Origin of the sequence: Pantoea sp. V106_11 (genome assembly GCF_029967885.1) — a bacterium.
GTDB classification, from domain to species: Bacteria; Pseudomonadota; Gammaproteobacteria; order Enterobacterales; family Enterobacteriaceae; genus Pantoea; species Pantoea ananatis.
The window spans coordinates 59,018-75,699 of sequence record NZ_JASCAK010000037.1 but is presented as its reverse complement, the minus strand read 5'-3'; the positions used below and the strand labels follow the sequence as shown (position 1 = coordinate 75,699).

The window sequence follows — 16,682 nt, the reverse complement described above, 5'->3', positions numbered from 1 at the left end:
CAACGACTTAACGCCGCTTCGCACGCGGTTTGCGCGTGCCGGGATTGGGTTTGGTGTTTCTGGCCTCGGGTTCAGGCGTGACCGGCTGCTCAATTGAAAACACCGGCAGCGCCGCCAGCAGCCGACTGCCGTAAGCTTTACTCAACAGGCGGCGATCGTAAATAACTATCTCGCCAAAACACTGATGGCTGCGGATCAAACGCCCGACCTGCTGAATCAGCGTAAAAGAGGCGCTGGGTAAGCTCTGTACCTCAAACGGATAACGCCTGAGGCTCTTCAGCCATTCGCCCTCGGTTAAAATTACCGGACTGTCTATGGGCGGAAAAGCAATTTTATGGATATGTACCTGACTGAGCAGCTCACCTTTTAAATCCAGCCCTTCCGCAAACGACTGCAGGCCGATGAGAATACTGGTATCGCCCTGCTCTACCCGTTTGCGGTGTAGGGCGATCAGGCGACTGCGGGGCTGATCGCCCTGCACCAGCATCATCAGTCGTAATTCCGGCAGCGCCTCGACAAACTGTTGCATGGCGCGCCCGCTGGCAAACAACACCAGCACGCCTTTATGCTTTTCTGTCTGCATTTGCTGGCGGAAAAAGGCCGCCATCTCCGCGATGTGCTCAGCCTCATTCGCCATCAACGGTTCGTAGCGCATCTGCGGGATCACCAGCTTGCCCTGATCGACGTGGCTGAACGGCGACGCCAGTGCCACAAAACGGTCGCCCGACTTTTCATTCAATCCCGACATTTCCTGCAGGCGGCTAAAGCTGTTCAATGAGCGCAAGGTCGCGGAGGTCACGACAACGTGAGGAATCTTGCGCCACAGCATTTTTTCCAGCTGATCGCAGACGCGAATTCCCGCGCAGTGGAAGAACAGGTGTGCCTGACCGTCGCGCAGTTCACGGGTTATCCATTTTGAAACGGGCGCACCAGAGGCTTTTTCCATCGCAGCCAGTCGCCACAGCTTGCTGACTGATTCAAACCAGCCAAAGTGGCGGTTGAGCTGCAATAAATTGCGGTGCAGACGCACGAGATCGACGCTTCCGGTTTGTTCACTCAAGGCGTTAATCAACCCTTCGCTGAGCCCACGTAGCCCGTCGCTCAGCTTGAACAGCCGGGCGCACAGCGCCAGCAGCTCGTCGGGTAAGGTGCCCAACACGAAACGAAACTCGCCGGGTTGATTGTGCGGCGGAAGCAATGGGCTTAATGCCTCACTTATGGTGGCAAGGCGTTCTCGCAGTTCATCGCAGTGGGCTTTAAGACGTTCGGGATTGGCCAGCGGCGGGGGGGATTTGGGCCGCATCTGGCTCATAATCGCCTCCACCAGCTTCACAAACAGATCGAGCTGCAGGCTGGTCCAGCCGGGCGTGATATCGGCGCTCATCTCCAGTGCATCACGCGCCACTTCAGGCAGGTGATGCCCTTCATCCAGCACCAGCATCAGATTTTTGGCCGGGGGCAGCACCGATTCGTTTTCCATGGCCGCCATCACCAGCGCGTGGTTGGCTACCACCACATCGACCTGCTCGATTTCCCGCCGGGCAACGAAAAACGGACATTCGCGGTACCAGCGGCAATGCACGCCAAGGCAACTGGCTTTGTCAGTAGACAGACGCTGCCACAGGCTGTCGCTGACGTTCTCCTCGCTGTGATCGCGCAGGCCGTCCCACTGGTAGCGATCCAGTGACTTTTGCAGCCGTCCGCACTGAATCTGCTCTTCTTTGGTGCTGCTGACCGCCTCATCATCCAGGTAGAACAGCAAATCGGCCTGCTGATTATCGTCTGCGACCAGCGCGGCCAGATTGCGCGGACACACATAGCGCCCGCGGCCAAAGGCCGCAGTAAAGGTGAGATCCGGAATGATTTTTTTAAGCAACGGCAAATCTTTGCTGAAGATCTGATCCTGCAAGGCGACGTTGGCCGTGCTGATCACCAGCCGCTTCTCTTCCGCGCGGCTGACGGCGATGCCAGGAATAAGATACGAAAGGGTTTTGCCCACGCCAGTCGGCGCTTCTACAGCCAGGTGGCGTCCGTCATCACCCGACAGACATTTCGCGACCTCCGCGATCATCTGCCGCTGGGCAGGACGGGGAATAAAGTCTGGCACCTGTTGCTGCAGCGCTTTATACCACTGTGCGATCTGGCTTTTTAATGCTGCTGTCAGGGCCATGTTAAGATTACCGCTTTACTCGATGGCCTGTATTTTTACACAGTATCGCAGTGACGTCAGCTTTCGGGTCTGTTTTTTCGTGCTGGCTTCAGAAAAGGCCTGCTCGTGCTGTCGGGTCAACAGCAGGCCACAACCGCCGTGGCGCGTTGTCGCGTGTTGCGCAGGGATAAGGCGGCGGCCCGAAGGCCTGTACTTCAGCCGCCGTGCGAATCCAGCACCTTAAACATCACCGTGGTCGCGTCCAGTTTTCCCTCAATAGACTGCGCATAGGCAGGAATCTCACCCGCAACCTGCCAGTGCAGCGCGCGATAGAGATCGCTGGCCACGTCCCCGGATCGGGTGTCCAGCACCAGCAGGCGTTTTCCCTTCTGATGCGCCCGCTGTTCTGCCTGCTGCATTAACCTGCGCGCTATCCCCTGCCGCCGCGCCTGCGGATGCACGAGCAGCTTACTGACTTCGGCCCTATGGCTTCCATTGGGCATGGCGCTGTCATTGAGCATCACGGTGCCCACCACCCGGCCATGCTGGCGGGCAACCAGCAGTTCACTCTGGCCTTTTTCCAGCGCGGCAAGCTGATTTTGCCAAAAAAGGGTCATCACGCTGATGTTTTCAGGATCGATAAAACCGATGCTGGCACCCTCGGCCACACAGGCCTGTAAGACCTGGGCCAGTTCGGGTAAAACCTGTTGTGCCTCAGCGGCGCTGAGTTGTTGATACGTCATCATGATTTGCAGACCACCAGTAAGTAGCGGGCACCTTCAGTAAGATGTGCCTGAAAAGCGGACGCGCCGCTAAGATGAAAACGCAGGCTGTCGCCGGGTGCTAAGGTCCAGCTCTGCGCGCCCATGGTTATCGTCAGCTGTCCCTGTTGCATCCAGATATGTTGCTCCATGCCCTGTAGCGGTGGCGCGTCGTATTCGACGCGCGCGCCGGGCCGCAGTGTGCCTTCTATCAGCTCACAGCGGAAATTATGGGCTGGCGGTGAGACATTGCGGCGACTAAATCCACTGGCTTCGTCGTTCCAGATCGGCTGGCGTTCGCGAGGGATCAGGAGATCGCTTTCCGCTTCCACTTCGCTCAGCAGGCGCGACATGGTCAGACTGTAAGCCACACACAAACGATTAAGCAGGGCAGCCGTTGGGCTGGTTTCAGCACGCTCAATACGCGATAATGTGGGCCGGCTAATGCCGGTGGCGGTTGAGAGTTCATCAAGTGACCAACCCTGCTTCATCCGTAATTCTGCAAGGCGGGCTGCTAAGCGTTGCTCCGTATTATCAAAAGACATGTTTCATCTCACTTATGAAAAATAAATCTCATAATTGAGATAGAACAACAATTAAGCGCAGCCGTCAAGTTGTACATCTAAAAATTGGTTGTACAACTTAACAGGCTTCGTTATGGTGTTTTAACTCAGGTCAGTTTAAAGAGGTAAATATGACCTTATACAGTATCGGCGATGTCGCCGAACGCTGTGGCATAAATCCGGTTACCTTACGCGCCTGGCAACGACGTTATGGATTATTGAAACCACAACGTACCGAAGGCGGTCATCGACAGTTCGATGAAGAAGATGTTCAGCGTATTCAGGAAATCATGCGCTGGATTGAAAGTGGAGTACCAGTAGGCAAGGTCAAAGCACTACTGGAAGGTGGAGATGTTGATTCCAACGATGGCTGGACCGCCATGCAGGACGAACTCATCAGCATACTGCGCCATGTAAGACCGGCTAAGCTACGCAACAAGATCGCTTTAATTGGTCGCGAACATGCGGTTGATGCCTTGATCGATCACGTTTTTATGCCCATAAGGCAGAAACTCAGCCTGGATCAGAATACAGCACGGACAATGTGCAGCCTGCTGGATGGCATCCTGATCGACTACGTGGCTTTTTGTCTGGCAAGCAGTCGCAAAAAAGCCGGTAAAGAAGCGCTGATTATTGGCTGGGGCATTGAAGATCGCACGCGCATCTGGCTGGAAGGATGGCGACTGTCGCAGCACGGCTGGCGCATCGACGTGCTTGCCGAACCGCTTGATGTTCCCCGGCCCGAGTTATTTCCGGGGCTGAATATGTTTGTTTTTACCGGTAAAAGACTGACGCGCCGTCAGCAGGAACAGCTGGCACACTGGCAGGAACAGGGATTCTCTGTACGTTTGCACGACGCACACTGAAATAAAAACGCACGCTCGGCACTATGACGGCTGCCTTGCGCGCGCTATTATCCCCGCCTTGACGTAAACACCCTCAGGTTAGTTATGAACTGGAAAAAAACATTTTTTGCCACGCTGTTTGCCATTATGGCTATCGGCGGCACCAGTGGACTTATGCTGGTCGGCTATTCACTTATCGTTCATTCACGCTAAGACGGCGCTGCAGCCGTTCAAACAGGCGATCGCTGACGATCGCTAACAGCCCGACCAGCAACGCGCCTTGTATGACATAGGCGGTATTAAAGCCGCTCAGGCCGATGATGATGGGCGAGCCCAGGCTCTTTGCCCCGACGGTAGAGGCGATAGCCGCCGTGCCGATATTGATGATGACGGAGTTACGTATCCCGGCAATGATCACCGGTGCCGCCAGCGCAAGCTCAACCTGCCACAAACGCTGCCAGCCACTCATGCCGACACCCACGGCGATCTCTCGACTGCTGGCCGGGACGCTGTCCAGCCCCGCCAGTGTGCCCTGTAAAATCGGCAGCAGCCCATAAAGCAGCAATGCCACCACGGCAGGCCACGCGCCGAATCCCATGACAGGCACGGCTATCGCCAGCACCGCCACCGGCGGGATCGTCTGACCGGCGGCGGCGATGGTTTCCAACAACGGGCGAAAAGCCCGTCCCGCAGGGCGAGTGACCAGCACACCGCTGCCGACGCCGATAACAACCGCCATCAGGCTGGCGGTTACCACCAGAAAAAGATGTGCCAGGGTGAGCTGCCAGAAACTGTCCTGCTGATAAAGCGGGCGGGCCAGATCGGGAAACCAGGCGGCAAACACGGGGCCGCTGTAGGGCATGGCCGCCAGCAGGCTGAGATAAAACAGGACCAGCCACAGCAGAGGATCGGCTAGCCGTCGCATTGTTGAGCCTCTGCGTGATGAAGGAGATCGCTGAAGTAGAGCACGCCCAGCGGTTGCTGATGCGCATCTACGACGGGCAGTTTATCCGTGCCGCGGCTGATAAACTGTGACAACGCTTCGCGCAGGCTCAGCGTCGCCGCCAGCGGCTCGGCATCCAGCCATTCCCCACGACGTACTGCGCGTCCCACCTGGCCAAGCGCCAGCAGACGCAGCCCTATCTCGCTGCGCCCCAGAAAATCACGCACAAAGTCGTTGCCTGGTCGGGTCAGCAATTCAAGCGGTTTACCCTGCTGAACGATCTCACCGTCGTCCATAAGTACAATATTGTCGGCCAGCGTCAGGGCTTCATCAATATCGTGCGTGACCAGCACGATGGTGCACCCTGAGGCACGGTGAATGCGTAACATCTCCTGCTGAAGCGCAGTGCGCGTGACCGGGTCCAGTGCGCCAAAGGGTTCATCCATCAGCAGTACGTCAGGATCCGCCGCCAGCGCCCGCGCAACACCAACGCGCTGCTGTTGTCCCCCGGAGAGCTGATGTGGATAGCGGCGAAGTAATGCCGGATCCAAATTCAGCAGTGCGATCAACTCGTCAATACGTTCGCGCCTGCGCGCTTTTGACCAGCCCAGCAAAGCAGGGACGGTGGCCATATTCTTTTCAATCGTCCAGTGCGGAAACAGACCAATCGACTGAATGGCATAGCCGGTACGGCGGCGCAGCGCCTGGGCATCCATCTGACGAATAGATTCGCCTGCAAAGCGGATTTCCCCTTCATCGTACTCCACCAGACGATTAATCATTTTAAGCGTGGTCGATTTACCCGAGCCCGAGGTGCCCAGCAGCACGGTAAAGGTTCCTTTTGCGATGGTCAGCGACAGGTTTTTAACCGCGGCTTTACCCGCAAAGAACCGGGTGACGCCATCAAACTGAATCATCTTTTCTCTCCAGCAGGGAAATCAACAAGCGGAATAACGCATCCAAAGTCACCGCCATCGCAATCACCGGGATCACGCCTAACAGCACTAAGTCCAGCGCGTTGCTCAGCAGCCCCTGGAAAATAATCGCGCCGAATCCGCCTGCGCCGATCAGCGCCGCCACCACGGCCATGCCCAGTGTCTGCACCACCACAACCCGTATGCCCGACAACCACACCGGCAAGGCCAGCGGCACCTCCACGGCGAAAAACTGCTGCCTGCCGCTCAGCCCCATGCCGCGCGCACTTTCGCGCACGTCTGGCGGCACCTGCTGCAGTCCGGTTACCACGCTGCGCACCAGCGGCAACAGGGCATACAACACCAGCGCGATCAGCGCGGGCGCCATGCCAATGCCGCTGATGCCCCATGCACCTGCCCAGGGAAAGCGTTTTGCCAGCCCCGCCAGTGGGGCAATGAGTAAGCCAAACAGCGCCACGGAGGGCACCGTCTGAACCACATTCAGCACGCCGAAGACGCTGCTTTGCCAGCCGGATCGCCGGTAAAGCACGATGCCCAGCGGGAAAGCAATCAGTAAAGCAGGCAGGACGGTGGCGGCCAGTAGCGTCAGATGACGCAATAAGGCCGCATCAAAGACCGACTGGCGGTTGGCATATTCTTTCAGTAACGACAGGTCGTCCAGCTGGCCGCTGAACAGCAGCCAGAGGGGAAGGATCCATACCAGCAGATTCAGCACCAGTTGCCACAGCCTGCGGCGGGTGAGCGCACGCGCGGTATCGGTGATCAAAAGTAGCGTCAGCGCGCTGCCGCACCACATGCCGCTCGCAAAGCTGGTTCGCGCCAGTCGGCTGCCCTGCCCGGCCAGCACCCTGGCCTGGTCGCCGCTGAGCCAGATCATGACCGCCAGCACCAGCCCGGCGCTTATTAACTGCAACGTGTAGCGAAACCCCGTCGGTCTGGCCCACAGCAGTAACCACAGCAACGCCAGCGGGGGCAGAAGCGCCATGCCGTGCGCCATTTGCCAGAGCATCACCGGCTGGCCGGCAACCAGACGATTAGCCGCAAAGCTGACAAACGGCAGGCAGCCTGACGTCAGGCTCAGTAACATAATCAGTACCAGCGCCACCGGCTGCTGTCGAGGCCGGGATATCGCCTCCCGCGATAGCCACATCGGTTACAGCAGCTTTTTCTGTTCTAACCACGCTTTCGCCACGCTGCTGGCGTCCTGCCCTTCAACGGCAATTTTGGCGTTGAGCTGCTGCAATGTCTTTTCATCCAGCGCACTGAAAACGGGTTTAAGCCATGCAGCCATTTGCGGATAAGCCTGGAGAACCGCTTCACGCACTACTGGCGCAGGCGCATAAATGGGCTGAACGCCTTTTGGGTCGCTGAGCGTTTTCAGGCCTAACGCGGCAACCGGGCCATCCGTACCGTAAGCCATGGCGGCGTTGACGCCTGACGTTTGCTGCGCGGCTGCGCCGATAGTCACGGCGGTATCGCCCCCGGCCAACGATAACAGCTGATCCTGTTTTAACGTAAAGCCATAGGCTTTTTCGAATGCGGGAAGCGCATCACTGCGTTCGATAAATTCCGCAGAGGCAGCCAGCTTGAACGTGCCCCCTTTTTTCAGATAGGCGCTGAGATCGTCAAGGGAGTTAAGGTGATTTTTCTCCGCGACGTCGTTACGGACCGCGATGGTCCAGGTGTTGTTCGCCGGCGCGGGCGTCAGCCACACGAGGTGATTTTTTTCGGCATCAAGTTTTTTCACTTTTTCATAGCCTTCGCGGGCATGCTTCCAGGCACTGTCTTTTTCGTCATTAAAAAAGAAGGCTCCGTTGCCGGTGTATTCCGGGTAGATATCCAGTTCGCCCGCGGTGATGGCGCCCCGCACCACCTGGGTTGCCCCCAGCTGGATTTTGTTAACGGTCTTGACGCCGTGCTTTTCCAGCACCAGCAGGATGACATTGCCCAGCAGTGAGCCTTCAGTATCTATCTTGGAACCCACACGTACCGGGTCGGCCGCGTGCGCCATTCCCAGACTCAGCAGTAAAAGGCTGATGCCGGCCAAACCGCGAATGTTTGCCATGATGCTTTCCTTATTGATGTATTTATCTGGAAGTACGGTTGGCCGTAGGGATAACCTGACAGGCACGCCCACCGTTTTAGAGGTTGCAATAAAAGCGTAGCCTGGCAATCGCATTCCGCGATCTGTTTTGTCCTGAAATCAGATGCGGCTAACCCTGACCGCATCGGCCAGGGCTCGGTGATTAAGCCGGGAAAGTGAAACTGTCGAGACAGGCAGGAATACGGGGAAAGGTATGAAGGAACCAGGGCGTAAACTGCTGAGGCTGCTGCTGCATTTGCTGGGCAATATCCTGCATTGAGCGGTAGTCAAATGCATCCGCCTCCTGCGGGTTAAGCACGGGCAGCGCGTCGCTCACGGCAAAAAAGACATGGCCGTACTCGTGCTCTGTCAGGCCATTACTGAGCGGCAGGTTATAGCTCAGTTCGAAGACGGGCGTCAGCGACAGGATCATGCCCATTTCTTCGCGCAGACGGCGTTCGGCCGCCTCTTTAGTCGATTCATGAGGATAAGGATGACCGCAGCAGGTATTGCTCCATAATCCGCCGCAGTGATATTTATCACTGGCACGACGCTGGAGCAGCAGCTCCTGCCGGGTGTTAAAAACGTACACCGTGACAGCGCGGTGCAGTAATCCTTTTTCATGCACTTCCAACTTTTCCATTTTGCCGGTGGGACGATCAAGATGGTCGACGAGGATAACTTCAATAGCAGACATGAGGATTCCTTGAGTGTATTCCTCATTATTCTGGCACAAGATTGGGGAGGTTGAGGGGATAAAATTGTGCTGTTTATGCACAAATCTGTCAGACGGCAATCGCGATCGTCGAAAACGTCAGGCCAGCGGGCGCTGGCCTGACTGTGAATTACAGTTTGAAGCTTTGTACAACCTGTTCCAGTTGCAGACTCTGGGCTTCCATCGCCTGCGCGGCAGAGGAGACCTCTTCCACTAAGACGGCGTTCTGCTGCGTGGTGCCGTCAAGCTGAGTAATGGCAACGTTAACCTGTTCGATGCCCATGCTCTGCTCACGACTGGCGGCCATGATCTCGCTCATTAGCGTAGTGACGCTGCTCACGCCCTGCACCAGTTCGTCCATGGTTTGTCCTGCCTGTTCGACCAGCTGACTGCCTGCATCGATATTCGCGACCGACTCTTCGATCAGTTTTTTGATTTCACGTGCGGAGTTGGCCGAACGCTGCGCCAGATTACGCACCTCTGAGGCGACCACGGCAAAACCACGGCCCTGCTCGCCAGCACGCGCGGCTTCAACGGCGGCGTTGAGTGCCAGGATATTGGTCTGGAAGGCAATGCTGTCGATCACGCTGATGATATCGACGACTTTACGCGAAGAGTGGTGAATTTCGCCCATCGTGCTCACCACCTGACGAACCACTTCCGTTCCGCGCGACGCCACTTTAGAAGCCTCACCCGCCAGCTGGTTCGCATGCGTTGCGTTGTCGGCGTTCTGGCGTACGGTGCCGGTCAGTTGCTCCATAGAAGCCGCCGTTTCCACAATCGAGCTGGCCTGCTCTTCCGTGCGCGAGGAAAGGTTGGTGTTGCCGCTGGCAATTTCACGCGACGCCGCAGAGATGGCCAGGGCGCTGCTGCCGACCTGCTGCATTAACCCCTGCAGATAGCTGATAAAGTGGTTAAAGCTCTGCGCAACGGCGTTAAATTCCGGGCTGTTACTGGCTGGCAGACGCTGCGTGAGATCCGCGCCCCCTGTCGACAGCGCTTCGATATTTTGGTTGAGCATGCTCAAACGCTTCATCATGGCGCGCATGAAACCCAGCATGACCAGCAACAGAATAATGGCCAGAGGGATCTGCACCAAACCCAGGCGCATCAGCATATTGTGGGACTGGGCTTTCAGCAGGCTGGACGGTACGCTACTGGCCAGATACCACGGGCTGCCCGGAATAGCCTGCAGAAACAGCGTTTGCTCGCCATCGTTGCTGCTATAGGTTGACTCTGCGGACTTTGTCCCCGCACTGGCAAGCATCGCTTTCAGCGGCGCAGCCATAGGATTTTGCAGATCGCTCAGGTTTTCGAGTTTCGGCGTGCCGTTAACCAGCGCCGCGTTACCCACGACTTTGCCGTCAGACTCAACGATCAGGACGTCTCCATGAATCGCCTCGCCCATCTTTTTAGCCAGTTGGTTGAAGAAACCCAGCGTAACGTCGATGGTGGAAACGCCCCAGACTGTCCCGTCGCGGTAGATTGCCATGGCACAGTTGGTACGCGGCTGTGGGCTGGCGGCATCCTGATAAGCTTTAGCCCATGCGCACTGCCCTTTCGGCGCGGCCATGCCGTCTTTATACCAGGGCTGCTCCCAGTATTTGTCCGCGGCTTCAGAGTTCCAGTAGGTGTTAACCTGAAGCTTGTTGCTGGCGTCACGTGCAAAAAAGCTGCTGTCTTTCTCTTTACCCGCCTCGCGACGATGGGGTAAAGGCCAGATACCGCCACCGAAAACGTTACTGTCCTGATACTGGTTAACCAGTGCAGGTAATAAGGTGTCGATGGCGGCGCTGTCGATGACCGAGGCGGCCTCGGTAATGGCACGTTGCTGTGCCTGAACACGGTTCATTTGCTCAACGATGCCGGTTGCCAGCGAATCCACCTGATAGCGAATCAGGCGGCTTTCATTGTCTACCAACTGAGGCGCGACAAACTGGTTGATCACCCAAATAGTGACCAACACTAGCGCAACAAAAAAACCGATAAGCGTTGCTGTGAAGCGGGATTGAGTGGTCTTTAACATCATTGTTCCCCTGGACCTTTTGTGGCGCTATTGCCTGATCGGGGTTAACGGCACGGCAAGGGGGAACTTGAGTAGACCAGATCACAAATTTAACAAGTCTTTTAACAATAAAGATATTTAGTTACGCCAGGTCAGCAACTTTTTCCACCAGGCGGAAAAATCGCCCTGTCTCCGGCGTTTATTCTGTGTTCACGACCTGTTCACGCGGTCGAAATATGTGCGTATTTCCCCCGGCGGTGAGCCGTTCACGCAGATGCTGCCCGCCCTGGGCTTCGCTCTGGGCAAATTGCCGTTCCGCTTCGGTTACCGGCGTGGCCCACAGCAGCGTGGGTCTGTCGCCATCCTGTCTCGGCAGCGGGAACTGGGCCTGTTCCGGGGCCAGCTCGTTGGCTAACAGGTAGCTTTCGAATCCCACCGGTGCCACCTCTGAGGCCAGCGTATGGCCTTCACCCAGCCAGGTCAGCCGCGCCCACGGCAAATGGACAAATTCAGCCAGCGCGCTGGCCATCTGGACCGCATTGCTTTCAGTCATGACTTCGCCATCGACCGCCATCGCCAGCTCTGCCCGGCGGTACTGTGGAGCCAGCTCATCGAACAGAAAATCAACCTGCGGCATGGGGCGAATGCTCATGCCCAGGGTCAGAAAGTACCAGATGCCGTTATGGTAGTGCTGAGAGAGCGCCATGGGCGGCCAGTTGCCCTGATCGATCGCGTAGTATTTGACCGACTCGCCAAACTGCGCCTGATAACAGGCCAGCAAGTCCTGTTGCACCTTGTCCCATTGGCTGCCGTCATGCCATTCACGCCAGAACTGGCGCTGCTGTTCGGCAAGGGCATAGTAATGATTGGTCGAGGCTGAACCGAGCGGCGCGGTCAGACGGTTTTTTTTGATACAACCGGCGGAGAAACTGACCTGTTTATCCTGGTAAAGGCTCCAGCCAGGAATCACGGCAAGAAGTTGCCCGTAGTACCACAGCGCCGCTCCCGCATCTCCGGGTTCCCAGAGAATTTGCAGACCTGCGGGATCCAGCGGCGGTTCAGCTTCCAGATTACGGCAGTATTCTGCACTCAGCAGGGGGGCAATGCCCTGTTCCATCGCCTGGTGATCTTCCTGAAGCGGCGCAGGGAGCAGGTTTCGTAACCAGCAGCCACGCACCGCAAACTGGCTACGAAACAGATCGGTTGGCCAGATATAGAAATAAGCAGTCCGCGCATCCTGTTCGACAATTGCCGTCAGGGTGCGCTGCTGATTGTGGACTTCAGCAATCAGTGATTGATACGTCATAGCGCCTCGACAGTACTTGAGGAATCCATTTTCCCCGAGGATAGAGCAGGATCACGTCTGCTGCCACGACAGGCAAGGGTAAAACTCTCAAAGTGAATCGATGAAGGCAGAAGGCAGGAACGGAGGATAAACCCGCCTCCCCGAACGGGGAAGCGGTGACATCGACAGGAACCTGCAACCAGGTCCGTCTGAGGTTTACTGATAGGTGAACTGGGTGTTTTGCGTGCGGACTGAGTCCAGACCAATCATGACGTTAAATTTACCCGGTTCGGCAACGTGCTTCATCTGCTGGTTCCAGAACTTCAGCGCATCCACATCAATCTTAAAGGTCACCTGCTGAGATTCACCGGCTTTGAGCATGATGCGCTTGAAGCCATGCAACTCTTTTACCGGACGGCTGATGCTGGCAACGGGATCGTTAAGATAGAGCTGTACCACCGTGGCACCGTCCACTTTGCCACTGTTCGTTACGGTTACGCTGGCTTCGATACTGCCGTTATGCGCCATCGTTTCTGATGAAAGCGTGACTGGCGATACGGTGAACGTGGTGTAGCTCAGGCCATAACCAAACGGGTAAAGCGGGCCGTTTTCCGCATCGTAGTAGTGCGATGTGTACTTGTTGGGCTTGGCAAAATTGTACGGGCGGCCTGTCGGTAAATGGTTGTAATAGATGGGGATCTGACCCACGGAGCGGGGGAAAGACATCGGCAGTTTACCCGATGGGTTGTAATCGCCAAACAGCACATCCGCGATAGCATTGCCCCCTTCTGTTCCGCTGAACCAGGTTTCCAGCATGGCATCGGCCATTCTGTCTTCATCAACCAGCGTCAATGGGCGACCATTCATCAGCACAATCACCAGCGGCTTGCCTGTCGCTTTCAGCGCGGCTAACAGCTTCTGTTGCGAAGGCGGGATCATCAGATTACTGCGGCTGGACGCCTCGTGCGCCATGCCCTGCGCTTCCCCTACCGCCGCCACGATGACATCGGCCTGCTTCGCTTTCTCGACCGCCTCATCAATCATTGCCTGCGGCGAACGCGGATCGACCGCCACGGCCGGTTCATACATGTTGAGGAAGTCCTGAATGCCTTTGTTATCTGACACGTTCGCGCCTTTGGCGTACAGCAGCGTGGCTTTGCCTTCGGTGGCGTTTTTCATGCCCTGCAGCAGGGAAACCGACTGTTTGGCGACGCCCGCCGCCGACCAGCTGCCCATGACGTCACGCTGGCTGTCGGCAAGCGGTCCAATCAAGGCAATGGTGCCAGATTTCTTCAGCGGTAAGGTATCAAGGCGGTTTTTCAGCAGCACCATACTCTTGCGGGCCACATCGCGGGCTTCCGGGCGGTGTAAGCGGCTTTCTGCGTTAGTATCCTGCGGATCGCTCTCTTTCGGGCCAAGATGACTGTAGGGATCGTTAAACAGCCCCATATCGTATTTCACATTGAGCACGTGCCGGGCCGCATCATCGATTTCGGCTTTGCTGACGATGCCGCGCTTCACCAGGTCGGGTAAATACTGGCTGTAGTATTCATCGCTCATACTCATATCTACGCCAGACTTAATGGCAATACGCACGGCATCCTGGGGATCGCTCGCCACACCGTGCTTGATCAGCTCTTTAATCGCCCCGTGATCGCTGATGGTTATTCCTTTGAATTTCCATTCATGACGCAGCAGATCTTTCAGCAGCCAGCTGTCGGCCGTCGCGGGCACGCCATTAATGGAATTCAGCGCGACCATTACGCCGCCGCTGCCGGCATCCAGCGAGGCTTTATACGGCGGCAGGTAGTCCTGGAACATGCGCTGTGGGCTCATATCCACGGTGTTGTAATCGCGTCCGCCTTCCACCGCGCCATAGAGCGCAAAGTGTTTCACGCTGGTCATAATGTTGTAGCGGTCTGCGGGGCTTTTGCCCTGCATCGCCTGCACCATGGTGCGTCCCATGGCAGAGGTTAAATAGGTGTCCTCGCCGAACCCTTCAGACACGCGGCCCCAGCGCGGTTCACGGCTGACGTCGACCATCGGTGCCCAGGTCATATTTAACCCATCGTCCGCCGCTTCATAGGCAGAAATGCGCCCCACTTCATTGACGGCGTCGAGATCCCAGCTGGATGCCAGCGCTAAGGGAATCGGGAAAATCGTTCGCTGCCCGTGTACCACGTCATAGGCAAAAAACAGCGGAATTTTCAGGCGGCTTAGCTGCATCACCTGGTCCTGCATCGCGCGAATATCCTGACGCGTCACGGTATTAAAAATGGCGCCAACCTGACCTTTGTGGATCATCTCACGTACGGCTTCTTTTGGCGTATCCGGGCCCACGCTGATTAAACGTAACTGGCCGATTTTCTCGTCCAGCGTCATTTTTTTCAGCAGGTTGTTCACGTAGGCATCACGCGCCTGTTCGGTCATGGGATGGTGAACGGTGGGCTCCCCGGCAAATGCAGGTTGCAGAGCAAGGGAAACAGCGAGGCTAACAGAGCAAATCCATTTCATCAGGTTGGGTTCTCTTAAGTAACTGCGCAATATCGACTAAATGCAGAATGCCATCTTCAGAGCATAGCATGTCACCTGCGGCTATCACACTGCGCCCGACGCAACTCACGTGCTACAGTAATGACGCATGCATAAGACAAGGGAATTGCCCATGATGACACCTTCTGCCCTGATCGCCGATCTCCGCCGCCAGGTCGGCTCTGGTAACGTACTGACCGAGGCCGCCCATACCGCCCGCTATCGTAAAGGCTTCCGTTCCGGTGAGGGAGACGCGCTGGCGGTCGTCTTTCCTGCGACGCTGCTGGAACTGTGGCGCGTCCTGCAAACGCTGGTGACTGCCGATGCCATTATTCTGATGCAGGCGGCGAACACAGGCCTCACCGAAGGCTCAACGCCGCAGGGTAACGACTACGATCGCCCGCTGGTCATTGTCAGTACCCTGAGGCTGGATAAGCTACAGCTGATCGACAACGGCAAACAGGTGCTGGCCTTTCCGGGGAGTACGCTGTATCAGCTGGAAAAAATCCTCGCGCCGCTGGGCCGCGAGCCGCATTCCGTTATTGGATCATCCTGCATTGGCGCGTCGGTGCTGGGTGGCATCTGCAACAACTCCGGCGGTTCACTGATTAAACGTGGCCCGGCCTACAGTGAGATGGCGTTGTTTGCCCAGATTGATGCCCAGGGACGGCTGAAGTTGGTTAACCACCTTGGTATTGAGCTTGGCACCACGCCGGAAGAGATTCTGGGACGGCTGGATGATGATCGCTGGCAGCCCGGGGATGTGCTGCATGACGGCCGTCATGCCTCCGATCACGACTACGCCGAACGGGTGCGTGATGTTGATGCGGATACGCCCGCCCGTTTTAACGCCGATGCCCGCCGCCTGTTTGAAGCGTCGGGCTGCGCAGGCAAGCTGGCGGTATTTGCGGTGCGCCTGGATACGTTTGCGCGCGAACCGCAACAGCAGGTGTTTTATATCGGCACCAATGATGCCTCGGTACTGGGTGACCTGCGCTGCCATATGCTGGCGAATTTCAACAATCTGCCCGTGGCCGCGGAATATATGCATCGGGATATCTACGACATCGCCGAAGTCTATGGCAAAGACACCTTCCTGATGATCGACAAGCTTGGCACCGATAAGATGCCGCTGTTTTTCAGTCTCAAGGGCCGGGTCGATGGCTGGTTGAACAAACTGTCGTTTATCAAACCGCATCTGAGCGACCGACTGCTGCAGCGCGTCAGCCGCCTCTTCCCCGCCCATCTTCCCAAACGCATGAAACAGTATCGTGATAAATACCAACACCATTTAATGCTGAAAATGTCGGGTGATGGCATTGCGGAGGCGCGTGACTATCTGCGTGAGTTTTTTCGTGAGGGCGGCGGCGAGTTTTTTGAATGCGAAGGAAAAGAAGGTGCGCATGCCTTTCTGCATCGCTTTGCGGCCGCGGGCGCGGCAGTGCGCTATCACGCCGTTCATGCGGATGAGGTAGAAGATATTCTGGCGCTGGATATTGCGTTGCGTCGCAATGATAAAGCGTGGTTTGAGAGCCTGCCTGATGAGATTACCCAGTCGATAAGCCATCGCCTTTATTACGGGCACTTCTTCTGCCATGTCTTTCATCAGGATTACATTGTGAAAAAAGGCGTGGATGTTCATGCGCTGAAAGAAAAGATGCTGGCGATTTTGCACAGCCGCGGGGCGGAATATCCGGCAGAGCATAATGTCGGGCATCTGTATCAGGCCCAGCCACAGCTCACCGCGTTTTACCGCAAGCTCGATCCCACCAACAGCTTTAATCCGGGCATCGGTAAAACCAGTAAGCTAAAAGGCTGGGCGGTAAAACAGCCCTGACTGGGCACGTAGCACCTGAACAGAGTAAA

General features: G+C 56.6%; 14 protein-coding genes. 3 read left to right on the top strand and 11 right to left on the bottom strand.

Annotation, left to right across the window (positions count from 1 at the left end; all coding sequences use genetic code 11):
- Nucleotides 1–7: 7 nt before the first annotated feature.
- The 3 genes from dinG to QLG08_RS19195 form a co-directional block, all read right to left on the bottom strand.
- Nucleotides 8–2,170: an ATP-dependent DNA helicase DinG gene (gene dinG / locus QLG08_RS19205; protein ID WP_015700699.1), complete on the bottom strand. Its 2,163-nt coding sequence runs from the start codon at nt 2,168–2,170 to the stop codon at nt 8–10.
- A gap of 194 nt (nt 2,171–2,364) precedes the next feature.
- Nucleotides 2,365–2,895 carry a GNAT family N-acetyltransferase gene (locus QLG08_RS19200; RefSeq protein WP_014593251.1) on the bottom strand — a complete coding sequence of 177 codons (531 nt, stop codon included), beginning with the start codon at nt 2,893–2,895 and terminating at the stop codon, nt 2,365–2,367.
- Complete coding sequence (locus QLG08_RS19195) at nt 2,892–3,455, bottom strand: XRE family transcriptional regulator (RefSeq protein WP_013025144.1); 564 nt, start codon at nt 3,453–3,455, stop codon at nt 2,892–2,894. Before QLG08_RS19195 ends, QLG08_RS19200 begins: the two co-directional genes overlap by 4 nt.
- Nucleotides 3,456–3,604: 149 nt before the next feature.
- Here QLG08_RS19195 and QLG08_RS19190 point away from each other — a divergent pair, with 149 nt between their 5' ends.
- Nucleotides 3,605–4,339: a MerR family transcriptional regulator gene (locus QLG08_RS19190; protein ID WP_013025143.1), complete on the top strand. Its 735-nt coding sequence runs from the start codon at nt 3,605–3,607 to the stop codon at nt 4,337–4,339.
- Nucleotides 4,340–4,423: 84 nt separating this feature from the next.
- On the top strand, nt 4,424–4,531 hold the full coding sequence (locus QLG08_RS19185; protein ID WP_013025142.1) for a hypothetical protein: 108 nt from the start codon (nt 4,424–4,426) through the stop codon (nt 4,529–4,531).
- Here the strand turns inward: QLG08_RS19185 and QLG08_RS19180 are convergent.
- From QLG08_RS19180 to bglX, 8 genes are all read right to left on the bottom strand, one after another.
- A complete protein-coding gene (locus QLG08_RS19180; protein WP_013025141.1) occupies nt 4,512–5,243 on the bottom strand; it encodes an ABC transporter permease in 732 nt (243 codons plus the stop codon). The genes QLG08_RS19185 and QLG08_RS19180 overlap by 20 nt on opposite strands.
- Nucleotides 5,231–6,178 (bottom strand): ABC transporter ATP-binding protein, encoded by a 948-nt coding sequence (locus QLG08_RS19175; protein ID WP_013025140.1) that lies wholly within the window; start codon nt 6,176–6,178, stop codon nt 5,231–5,233. The genes QLG08_RS19180 and QLG08_RS19175 overlap by 13 nt, the downstream gene beginning before the upstream one ends.
- Complete coding sequence (locus QLG08_RS19170; protein ID WP_015700702.1) at nt 6,165–7,346, bottom strand: ABC transporter permease; 1,182 nt, start codon at nt 7,344–7,346, stop codon at nt 6,165–6,167. Before QLG08_RS19170 ends, QLG08_RS19175 begins: the two co-directional genes overlap by 14 nt.
- A gap of 3 nt (nt 7,347–7,349) precedes the next feature.
- Nucleotides 7,350–8,261, bottom strand: a complete 912-nt coding sequence (locus QLG08_RS19165) for an ABC transporter substrate-binding protein (RefSeq protein ID WP_015700703.1) — start codon at nt 8,259–8,261, stop codon at nt 7,350–7,352.
- Nucleotides 8,262–8,442: 181 nt separating this feature from the next.
- Entirely contained in the window at nt 8,443–8,976 is a 534-nt protein-coding gene (gene idi, locus QLG08_RS19160; RefSeq protein ID WP_014593247.1) for an isopentenyl-diphosphate Delta-isomerase, read from the bottom strand.
- A 148-nt stretch (nt 8,977–9,124) separates the two neighbouring features.
- Nucleotides 9,125–11,020, bottom strand: a complete 1,896-nt coding sequence (locus QLG08_RS19155) for a methyl-accepting chemotaxis protein (RefSeq protein ID WP_026021034.1) — start codon at nt 11,018–11,020, stop codon at nt 9,125–9,127.
- 178 nt (nt 11,021–11,198) lie between these two features.
- The gene (locus QLG08_RS19150; protein ID WP_022623666.1) at nt 11,199–12,305 is read right to left on the bottom strand and encodes a suppressor of fused domain protein; all 1,107 of its coding nucleotides are present in this window, start codon (nt 12,303–12,305) and stop codon (nt 11,199–11,201) included.
- A gap of 195 nt (nt 12,306–12,500) precedes the next feature.
- Nucleotides 12,501–14,798 carry a beta-glucosidase BglX gene (gene bglX / locus QLG08_RS19145; protein ID WP_013025134.1) on the bottom strand — a complete coding sequence of 766 codons (2,298 nt, stop codon included), beginning with the start codon at nt 14,796–14,798 and terminating at the stop codon, nt 12,501–12,503.
- A gap of 151 nt (nt 14,799–14,949) precedes the next feature.
- Here bglX and dld point away from each other — a divergent pair, with 151 nt between their 5' ends.
- Complete coding sequence (dld, locus tag QLG08_RS19140) at nt 14,950–16,653, top strand: D-lactate dehydrogenase (RefSeq protein WP_019106157.1); 1,704 nt, start codon at nt 14,950–14,952, stop codon at nt 16,651–16,653.
- Nucleotides 16,654–16,682: the final 29 nt, after the last annotated feature.